The sequence below is a fragment of the Streptomyces sp. NPDC001868 genome (assembly GCF_040297125.1).
Taxonomy (GTDB): domain Bacteria; phylum Actinomycetota; class Actinomycetes; order Streptomycetales; family Streptomycetaceae; genus Streptomyces.
The window spans coordinates 1-9,746 of record NZ_JBEOYO010000109.1; the positions used below are offsets into that span (position 1 = coordinate 1).

The 9,746-nt window shown below is 68.4% G+C and carries 5 protein-coding genes and 2 pseudogenes; 3 read left to right on the forward strand and 4 right to left on the reverse strand.

Going from position 1 to position 9,746, the window contains the following annotated elements; translation table 11 throughout:
• Nucleotides 1-64: 64 nt before the first annotated feature.
• A complete protein-coding gene (mobF, locus tag ABT147_RS46435; protein WP_502983284.1) occupies nt 65-1,792 on the forward strand; it encodes a MobF family relaxase in 1,728 nt (575 codons plus the stop codon).
• A gap of 297 nt (nt 1,793-2,089) precedes the next feature.
• Here mobF and ABT147_RS46440 read toward each other — a convergent pair whose 3' ends face one another.
• Nucleotides 2,090-2,590, reverse strand: coding sequence for a hypothetical protein (locus ABT147_RS46440; protein ID WP_351418447.1), 501 nt, complete (start codon nt 2,588-2,590; stop codon nt 2,090-2,092).
• A 429-nt stretch (nt 2,591-3,019) separates the two neighbouring features.
• Here ABT147_RS46440 and ABT147_RS46445 point away from each other — a divergent pair.
• A pseudogene (locus ABT147_RS46445) lies at nt 3,020-4,718 on the forward strand (IS1182 family transposase).
• A gap of 731 nt (nt 4,719-5,449) precedes the next feature.
• Complete coding sequence (locus ABT147_RS46450; protein ID WP_351418450.1) at nt 5,450-6,466, forward strand: pentapeptide repeat-containing protein; 1,017 nt, start codon at nt 5,450-5,452, stop codon at nt 6,464-6,466.
• A gap of 725 nt (nt 6,467-7,191) precedes the next feature.
• Here ABT147_RS46450 and ABT147_RS46455 read toward each other — a convergent pair.
• The 3 genes and pseudogenes from ABT147_RS46455 to ABT147_RS46465 all read right to left on the reverse strand — a co-directional run.
• Nucleotides 7,192-7,566, reverse strand: a complete 375-nt coding sequence (locus ABT147_RS46455) for a hypothetical protein (RefSeq protein WP_351418452.1) — start codon at nt 7,564-7,566, stop codon at nt 7,192-7,194.
• Between the two features lie 55 nt (nt 7,567-7,621).
• Nucleotides 7,622-8,077 (reverse strand): hypothetical protein, encoded by a 456-nt coding sequence (locus ABT147_RS46460; RefSeq protein ID WP_230224010.1) that lies wholly within the window; start codon nt 8,075-8,077, stop codon nt 7,622-7,624.
• A 1,190-nt stretch (nt 8,078-9,267) separates the two neighbouring features.
• A pseudogene (locus ABT147_RS46465) lies at nt 9,268-9,746 on the reverse strand (hypothetical protein); the annotation flags it as partial.

Consider the following 9,746-nt stretch of genomic DNA (forward strand, 5'->3'; position numbering starts at 1 on the left):
AAGACCCCAAGCCGTTCATCTGGACCAAGACCGCCGAAGAAATCCTCGACTCCCTGGCCCGCCTCTGCCGACGGATCTCTGGCGCAGGACACTAGCCAAGGGCGAGTCCCCGAAGAAGGCGTTCAAGGCCGGCGCCCTCGGACGGCGGGTGATGGTCACGGGTGTCGACTTCGTCTTCCGGCCGCAGCCGACGATCTACCTCCTGTGGGCGTTGGGGGACGAGGAGACGCGGCGGGTGATCGAGGCCGCGCACGAGCGGGCGATCGAGCGGGTGCTGGAGTGGCTCGAGGACGAGGTGGCGGTGATCCGGTACGGCAAGGACGGCATCTACCGGGTGCGGCCGCCCGGCGGTTTGGTCGCCGCGCGCTTCCGCCACTACGAGGCTCGCTCCGGACGGCCCCTGCTCCATGACCATCTGCTTCTGTCCGTGAAGGGGCAGCGTCTGGACGGGAAGTGGGGGTCGATCCACACCCTGGCCTTGCACGAGAACACCGTGGCCGCCTCCGCGCTCTACAACGAGTTCGTGGCCGCTGAGGTCTGCGAGGCGCTGGGGCTGGCGACCGAGCCGCGCATCGTCACCGTCGGGCGTCGGCCCGTGATGGAGATTGCCGGGGTGCCGCACGAGCTGATCCGCTGGACCGCCCGGCGCAGCGACCAGATCGCCGCCTGCCTCGAGGACCTGGAGCACGAGTACGTCACCGCCGTCGACGACGACGGCGAGCTGAAGTACCTGCCCGTGGTCTCCGAACGGGCCCGCGCCAAGCTGAACGGGATGGCCGCCCGCAAGACCCGCCCGCCCAAGCGGACGACCCGGCCGCTCGCGCAGCTGCGCAAGGAGTGGAAGGAGAGCGCGATCCGCACCTCCGGGGTGGCCGTCGACATCATCAACTCCCTTCTCGAGTACGCCCGCGCCGCGGCTGCCGCGATCCGGGCCCGGGTGGCCGCCGTGGTCGACGTCGCCTTGGCGGCCGTCGACGTCACCGCGACCGTGTTCGTGATGAACGAAGGCGGCCGCTTCCACCGCCGGCACCTGCTCGCCGAAGCCTGCCGCCACCTCGCTCTCGTCCTGCGCGGCCGCCGCCGCGACCCCGGCCTGGACGACCAAATCGTGGCCGCCGCCATCTCCACCCACTGCCTGGACATCAGCGAGCCGAAGACCATACGCGGCCTGGAGTCCGGCTACCGCCTCTACACCGCCCGGTGGAGCCTGTCCGACCTCCCCGCCCGCCGCCCACCCACTCCCGCGCCCGACCCGAACCGGCAGCCACCGGCCGATCCCGGCGAGCCGGCCGAACCCCGGCCCCCGGGCCGGGATGCGGGGGAGTGGGAGATCCCCCGCGTCCCGCTTCAGTACGAGCGCGCCGTCCTCGCCGGCGCGGTGGTGCGGGAGAAGCTGCGCACCGCCACCGCCACTGCCGTGTGGGGCCGGGCGTACGACGTCGTCGCCCACCAGCAGGCGGCGATGCCCGAGCAGCTGCTCGCGCCCCAGCCAGCCGACCCCGAGCACGACGACCAGGAGCAGGAGCCCGGCCGTCGCGAGGCGATGGACCTGACGGCGCTGCGGGCCCTGCGGGAATCCCGCACGGACGTGGAAGCCCTCGATCTCACCGCCGAACGCCTGCGCCACCTCGGGGAGGCATTCACCGCGGCGGCCGACCGGGCACGCACCACGATGAACCGCTACGCGCGCCGCGACGACGCCGATACGACGCACCCGGTGCGCGAGGACGACCAGCAGGCGCACCACCCACAGCAACCCGGACCGCACCGCGGCCGGGAAGCCGGCCACTGAACGCACCCGATGGCGCGCACCCGGTGCGGTGGTGCGCACCGACGATGCCCCGCCTCCACTGCACCGAGTGGAGTCCACCGCCTGGGAGTGGACGCCACCGCGCTCGGCATCCACTCCACTGAGTGGAGCCCACCGGGTGGAAGTGGACGACACCGACGGGAGTGGGGCCGTGTATCCACCCTGTGCGTTTCTCCTTGACCTCAGCTCAGGACACTGTTGGCCAATTCCGCTTTGGACAAGGCGGGCGGCTGGCGGGCGTCGGTCTACTTGTCCGCGGAGCGGCGCAGGTACAGGCGATCAGTCATGCGTGCCGGTCTCCGTCCGCTGGTCGTCTGCCAGCTGGATCAGGGCGAGCACCGCGGCGTGGCGGTTCTCCTCGACGCCCAGTCGCTGGGTGTCGTCTTGCCCGGCAGCGATCTGATAGAGGTCGTGCTGACGCTCCGTCCAGTCACGCAGGATGGCGCGGGCCTCGTCCGGTGTGGTGTCGATCGCGGCCGCGACCTCGGACCAGGTGGCGCCGAGCAGGATAGCCTCACGGATGTCGCCCGCGCGGCGGGCAATGAGATCGCGCCGGATCGACTCCGACAACGCGAGCACGGCCAACACGTCGTCGGCGCCTCCACGCTCGACCGGGTCCGGGAAATCCGCAGGCAGAGTCCTGTTCATCAGCCGGTCGACATGCGCGACGCGCTTCTCCATCTGCCAGGAAAGCGGAACCCGTCCACCAGAGATCATGCGGACATCGTCCGGACGGCGGACAGCAAGGTCATTCCAAAACTCGTACTCGGGTGTGCTCATGCGCCCCCCTTAGGCGGCCGGGCCCGGCGGCTTCGGCGTCCGATGAACACCCTAGGAGAGAGAAGGAAGACAATCGTCGGCGGAGCGAGTCCCGGGGGCCGGAGAGCGTGATTCCCACAGCCATCTCAGACCACGGTGCCCTCAATTGAGCAGGTGTGCCGCCTCTGAACCCGCCCACTCGATGCGCACCACTCCCGCGTTGCCGGCCGCACCGGTGCGCACCACCCGGCGATGGCCGACACTCTCGCGCGCGCCCCGGTGTCCCGCACTGTCGACCGACCCCTTGACCAGGTGCGCCACCCGCGTTTCGCCTTGGCAGCAGCCTGTGACCCTGTTGGCCACTTTCACTGTCGTCGTACGCGGTCCGGCGTCGTTGATCCGAGCGTCCGGCGTCATTGCCGGGGGACGGACAGCGTCGGGGAGGCGTCAGTGTCGCTGCGTACGAGCGGATCGGGCCGGGTTCCGGAGACGACGCGGAGGATCGCCGAAGCCGCCTTACCTCAGGGCAGCCTGGCGATCAGAGTCCGGGATGCGCTGGGCGAGCTGTTCTGGGACGAGGACTTCGCCGACCTGTTCCCTCAGCGGGGTCGGCCGGCATTGTCTCCGGCAGTTCTCGCCCTGGTGTCGATCCTGCAATTCGCCGAGGGCCTTTCCGACCGTCAGGCTGCCCTGGCTGCCAGAGCACGCATCGACTGGAAGTACGCCCTCGGCCTGGAGCTCGAGGACCCAGGGTTCGACCATTCAGTGCTGAGCGAGTTCAGAGATCGGCTGATCGAGGGCAGTGCGGAGACCCGCATCACGGACGCCGTGCTGGCTGCCGCCTCGGAAGCAGGTCTACTCAAGCCCCGGGGCCGCCAACGCACCGACAGCACGCACGTCCTTTCGGCGGTCCGCGGACTGAACCGTCTGGAACTGGCCGGCGAGACCCTGCGGGCGGCCTTGAATGCGCTGGCCGCAGCCGCACCTCAGTGGCTTGCCGAGCTGGCCGACGATGAGTGGTTCAAGCGCTACTCCTACCGGGTGGAGGACTACCGACTTCCGCAGGCAAAGACTGAGCGCATCGAGAGGGGCGACGAGATCGGGGCCGACGGCATGCGCCTGCTCCAGGCCGCATTCCACCCGACTTCCCCCGGATGGATCCGCCAGATTCCCGCAGTGGAAATGCTCCGGCGAACCTGGGTCCAGGAGTTCCAGATCGAGGACGAAACCGCCCGCTGGCGCCACCCGAAGAACATCCCACCTGCTACTCAACGCGTGGTCTCGCCCTACGACAGCGTCGCCCGCGCCGGATCCAAGCGAGACACCGACTGGCAAGGCTGGAAGGTTCACATCACCGAGACGTGCGAGGTCGACCAGCCCAACCTGATCACGCACGTACTCACCACGACCGGTCCACGACGTGCAGGTGACCGACACCATCCACGAAGGCCTCGCCGAACAGAACCTGCTGCCGGCTGAACACTTCGTCGACTCCGGCTACACCGAGGCCCGTGTCCTTGTCTCCGCCCAACGCGACTACGACATCGAGATCGTCGGACCGGTTCAAGGCACCGCAGCCTGGCAAGCCAAAGACGGAGACGGATTCACGCAGGAGAACTTCACCATCGACTGGCAGGCCCAAGAGGTGAGCTGTCCCAACGGCAAGCGCAGCAAGGGGTGGTCCGACAGCACCAGCCAGACCGGCGCCGCCGTCATCCGGATCTGGTTCTCCATCAACGACTGCGGACCCTGCCCCGTCCGCTCCCAGTGCACGCGCGGCACCGGCAGGATCGGCAGACGCCTGACCTTCAGAAACCGCGAAGAACTCGAAGCGCTCCGCAAGGCACGCGAAGAGCAGAAGACCGACGAGTGGCGGCGGCGCTACCAGACCCGCGCGGGCATCGAGAGCACGATCTCGCAGGGCGTCCGGCAAATGGGACTGCGACGCTCTCGCTACCACGGCGCCGCCAAGACACACCTTCAGCATCAGTTCACAGCAGCAGCCCTCAACCTCTCGCGCATCGACGCCTGGATCACCGAGACACCGCGCGGCAGCAGCCGCATCTCCCCCTTCCGCCGCCTACGACCAGCACCGAACCCCTTGACCAAGGACCACCGGGCAGACTCTCCGGACAGCGTTTCCCCTTGACCTCCTGCGTTTCCCCTTGACCACACATGGCCGCCCAACACCCACTCAGTGGAATTGGCCAACAGGGTCCACGGCCCGCGTCAAGGGGAAACGCGCCGCCTCCACCGGGGCTTGAAGGAAAGTCCGTGTCAGCAGCTCAGAGCATGCGCGGAGCAGGTTTTCCACGAGGTGCGGTCCGTAGGCCTCAGCCAGGTCGTGAGCCCGGTGCAACTGTGATCCCCTCGCTGCCGTATCCGGTGGCCAGGAGGCGACGCAGCGCGGCATGGGCGGTGTGAGTCTTGCCGGACCAGTGCGGTCCCATCAGAAACAGGCGGGCGCTGCTGCCGGACAGGATGGTGGAGCACCACCGCTGGGTGGATCAAAGGTTGTGCATCTGCCGGAACCACTGCGCCCACCACGACGGCAGCGGTCGAATGGCTCCCATGTCCCACCGACGCAGACAGCAACTCCACCGGGCCAGCGAACGAGCCTCACAGGGCCGCACCTCTCCCACCACCATCCGTCGCCTGCCTGCCGCACCGCTGCCGCGGACAGCGCCGACGACGGCTCGTCCGGCTGTGCCCAGGCAAACACCGGCCGACCCACAAGGCCCCCACCCGGCCGACTCAGAGGTCACCTCCCCGACCGCCCCACAAGGCGCCTCCCCAGATGAATCAGAGGACAACTCCCCTGCGGACACCCCGCCAAGCCACGGCCTGGACTGGGCCCGCCGCATCGAACTGGTCGCCGTCGTGCTCGGAGTGCTCCTCTCGTCCGTCATCGCAGTAGCCGGCATCTGGTACTCCAACAACCAAGTTCGTGACCAGCTGAAGATCAGCAGCCAGGAGCTGGGCGTCGCTCAGGAAGGGCAGATTACCGACCGGTACACCAAAGCCGTGGAGAATCTCGGCGACGGCGCCATGGACGTCCGTCTCGGCGGCATCTACGCCCTTCAGCGCATCATGGAGGACTCCCCACGGGACAACCTCACCGTCGCCAACGTCCTCGCTACCTACGTCCGCACCCACGCCAGCAAGCCCCCCAAGAAGGGGGAGGACGTACCGGCCGACGTCCACGCCGCCGTGTCGGTCCTTAGCGACCGGGATCCCAACCCAGACGCCCCCTTCATCCTCGACCTACAAGGCACGCACTTGCCCCGCATCAATCTCCACGGATGGAATCACACGCTAACAGCGAAATTGACAGGCGTGAGGCTGACCAACGCGGACCTGTCCGGCGCGGACCTGTACAACGCGCGGTTAGACGCCGCGGAGCTGTCCGGCGCGAACCTGAGCCGTGCGAACCTGACCTCCGCGAGCCTGACCAACGCATCCTTGAACCGCGCGAACCTGAGCCGTGCGAACCTGAGCCGTGCGAGCCTGACCAACGCATCCTTGTACCGCGCGAACTTGACCGGCACGAACCTGTCCTTGGCAAATCTGAGGGAGGCAAGCCTGATCGATGCGGACCTGAAAGGCGCGAACCTGAAGCGTACGAACCTTCAGCGCGCGGACCTGAAAGGCGCGAACCTGAAGGGCACGAGCCTTCAGCGCGCGGACCTAACAGGCGCGGACCTGAAGGGCACGAACCTCAGGGGCACGAGCCTGCAGTACGCGGACCTGAGAGGCGCGGACCTAAGAGGTGTGCAGCTCAATGTGCAGGACCTGCTGCGCGCCTACCTGGACTCAGATACCAAGCTCCCGCCTGACGTGGCTAGAGACCCAGCTGTCAAGGCACGGGTAGCCGAGGCTCGAAGGCACGGCGGATAGCCGAGGGCTGGCTGCCGTTGATGGCCGTCGCACTCACGCGTCGAAGCCAGAGTTCGCAGCTACCGATCGACGTCTTCGTGGCCCCGACGCCCCGGCGGCCGGCCGGGAATTCGACCCTTGGGGCCGCAGCACCTGCGCGCCGCCCACGGTCCTCGGTGGGCTCCCTGAGAGAGAACGCGTCGTGCATCGAAGAAAGCACCGGCCCAGGGCGTACACCAGCCAGTTGGTCGAATGGTGAGAGAGACGGGTCACTGAGCTTTCGCGCACGGTTTCGCCCAAGGCCCCCTCCACCCGGCCCGCTCCACCGCACCGGCCCCACCCGATGCGCACCACTCCCGCGCCGCTGGCCGCACCGGTGCGCACCGCCCACCGAGTGGATGCGCACCGGATGGACGGTGGTGCGCACCGTGGTGCGCACGGATGAAGTCGGTGCGCACCGGGTGGATGCGCACCACCGCACGAGTGCGCATCCACCCCCGCAGTGGTGCGGCTACCGGTGCGTGGTTTTGTCGACGGGATCCGACACCACCTGTCGCTCAGGGGCGAGAACGCCTTGTTTCGCCGGAGGGCGATGTCTGTGAGTTCTGGCAACGCGTGGGAGGTTGCGGTGGGAGCTGGGACGTGCTCTGCGGGATGAGGCTGCGATGGCGCCACCGAAGTCCAAGGTCGACTTGTACGCGGCGGCAACCGTCGCTCTGGCCAGCTCGCCTTCCAACAGCCAACGGTCACTGATCTGCGACGTCACGGTGCTGGCCGACCCCGCTGTCCAGTTCGACAGCGAGGCGTCGCAGACCGCCGCTTGACAACGCAGCGACATGGTCCAGCCATGCATTACGCCTGTCAGTGCCGGCAGCCCCTGGGGCCTTGGGAGCGGTTTCGTGCCGTGTCCGCTCCTCCGACTCAAACTCCTCGAACTTCAGCAACATATCGACCGCGAGCGGCGCGACGTCGGGCCGTTGCAGGAGGTTGCTGGCATACGGCACGAGCTCGGGCCGCTTGGCGAGGAACCGCTCGACCTCGATGCGACGATCCTGGGGGAGCTCCGGAAACTGGCCGCAAACGGTTCGGTTCGAGGCCGACTCCAGACCATCCGCGCTCATCTCGTGCTCCTCCCCAACCTGTTCTGATCCGGCAGACTGACCTTGCATTACACCGTTAGCCGCGCGCACTGCGGGCCAGCCAGGGCGTCAGGTTGAAGTCCAGGATCAGCTCCTTGTATGTCTCATCGCCGGGCAGCGGCACGATGAGCCACTGGCCGGGGGGGAACAGCCGGCCCTTCGTAGAGGCGAGTCCGCCGTAGACGGACCCGAGGAACGCAGGAACGGAGTCGCGGGGCACGTCATGGAACTCCACACCGTCGACGGTGATCTTCGCGTCATCCTCGGGGAAGAACTGGACACTCACCGACGGCGATCCCCCCAGCTCCACGAACGCCTCGTGCGGCAGCGAGCCGTCGGAGTCGAGCACCGTGAAGAGTTCGGCTGACGTACGGCGCGACGTCTGGTCCGCGCCGATGCCGTCGGTGACCGACATTGACAATGCGAATTCCTTCGCGATCTCGCGTATCGCGACGACAGCGGCCTCGGTGGTCGGCAGGTGCGCTTTCTCCATGACTTGATCGTGCCCGACGAAGAAGACGGGCACGACCGGGTTTTCGGACCGGCTCCGACCCCGACCACCGCAGATGGCTACCGGCAACCGCTCATCCAAGAGCCATCAGAAATGCCCTATCACTGGCTGGTGACGGCGCAGACGACATAGATGCGGCCATGGGTGCGGGCGTGAGAATGGTCGCGGCCAGCGCGATGCTCAGTGCCCGGAACCGCAAGAGAGCGCGGCCGTCATGGGATACGAGTAGCGGACGGATCGGGCACATCGGCATCACCTCGCCGCGCCTGGCGAGCCCTTCACCCACCCGCTGCAGCCCCGCCACCCCCAGGCGGGCCTGTCCCTGTGACTAGGCCGAGCCCGGGGCAGCCTACTTCCAGCCGTCGTGCGCGCCGAAAGCGTTGCTAGTTCTCATCGACATTTCCGAGCCCTGTGATCGCTAAGTGCTGCCCAAAACGGTCGACAAACGTTGCTCGCTCCCACCTACAGAACCACTGGGCTGACCGCCATGGACGACCCCGTTATCTCCACTACGTCTCCGACGACGTCGACTTCCTCGGCGGCCCCTACGGGGGAACGACCCAGACGCTCGCCGCGCGCCCTGGTGCACCCGACGAACTGCCTGGCTCCTGGACGGCGGCGTTGCGATCAGTGCGCAGGCGGAGCCGGGCTGCAGGAGGGCGCGGGTGGCGAGCCACATCTCGTCGCGCTTCTTGAGGGGGCGCATGACGGCGCCCGGGTCGTCGTGGCCGGGGACTCGGAGACCATGACGCCGACGATCTCGGCGCGGTGCTGGCCGATCTCCGCCCAGGTCTTCGGCCTTGGGGATCAGGACAGCCAGACGGGCGCGCATGGCGGCGGCCCGTTCTCGGGGGCGCGCTCGGCGGTTCCGCCGCCCCTGGTACCTGACCGCGTACAGGCTGTGCCAGGTTCAGCACCGCGGCGGGCGCCGTTGCAGGTGCTCGCCCCGCCCGCCGTCAGGTGCTGGGCCTCTTCCGCGACCGCGGCCGGGGCCGCCGGGCCGGTGCGGCACGTGTGAGGGTTGCTCGGCGGCGCCAGCGCCGGCTGGCCGCTCCTGACCGCGTGTCCGGCGGGCCGTCACAGACTGGGACCGTGCTTCCGCAGCACAGTTGACTCACTGGCTGTTCTCGATCACGAGGGCAGACGCTCCATCGTGGCCACCGACGAGTGGATCATTGCCATGGGGACGTGGGCGTGCCGTCCGGGTCCAAGCCGTATGGCCATCGCTTCTTGAAAGTTTCTTCCAGCTGGTTGTAGAACGAAAGTGTGGCGTCGCCAGCATCGGCGACCTGCCGGTAGACGGTTTCGGCGCCCTCCCGGTGCCCAGCCTCCTCCCGCATCACCGCCAGGCTGAACAGGGTGCCGGTGTCGCCGGCGTCGGCGGCCTGCCGGGCCAGGATTTCGGCGCCCTCCTGCTCCCCGGCCTCCTCCCGCATCACGGCCAAGCGGCGCAGGGCACCGGTGTCGCCGGCGTCGGCGGCCTGCCGGGCCAGGGCTTCGGCGCCCTCCCGGTCCCCGGCTCCCTCCCGCATCACGGCCAAGCGGCGCAGGGCGAAGGCGTCGGCGGCCTGCCGGGCCAGGGCTTCGGCGCCCTCCCGGTCCCCGGCCTCCTCCCGCATCACGGCCAAGCGGCGCAGGGCGCCGGTGCTGC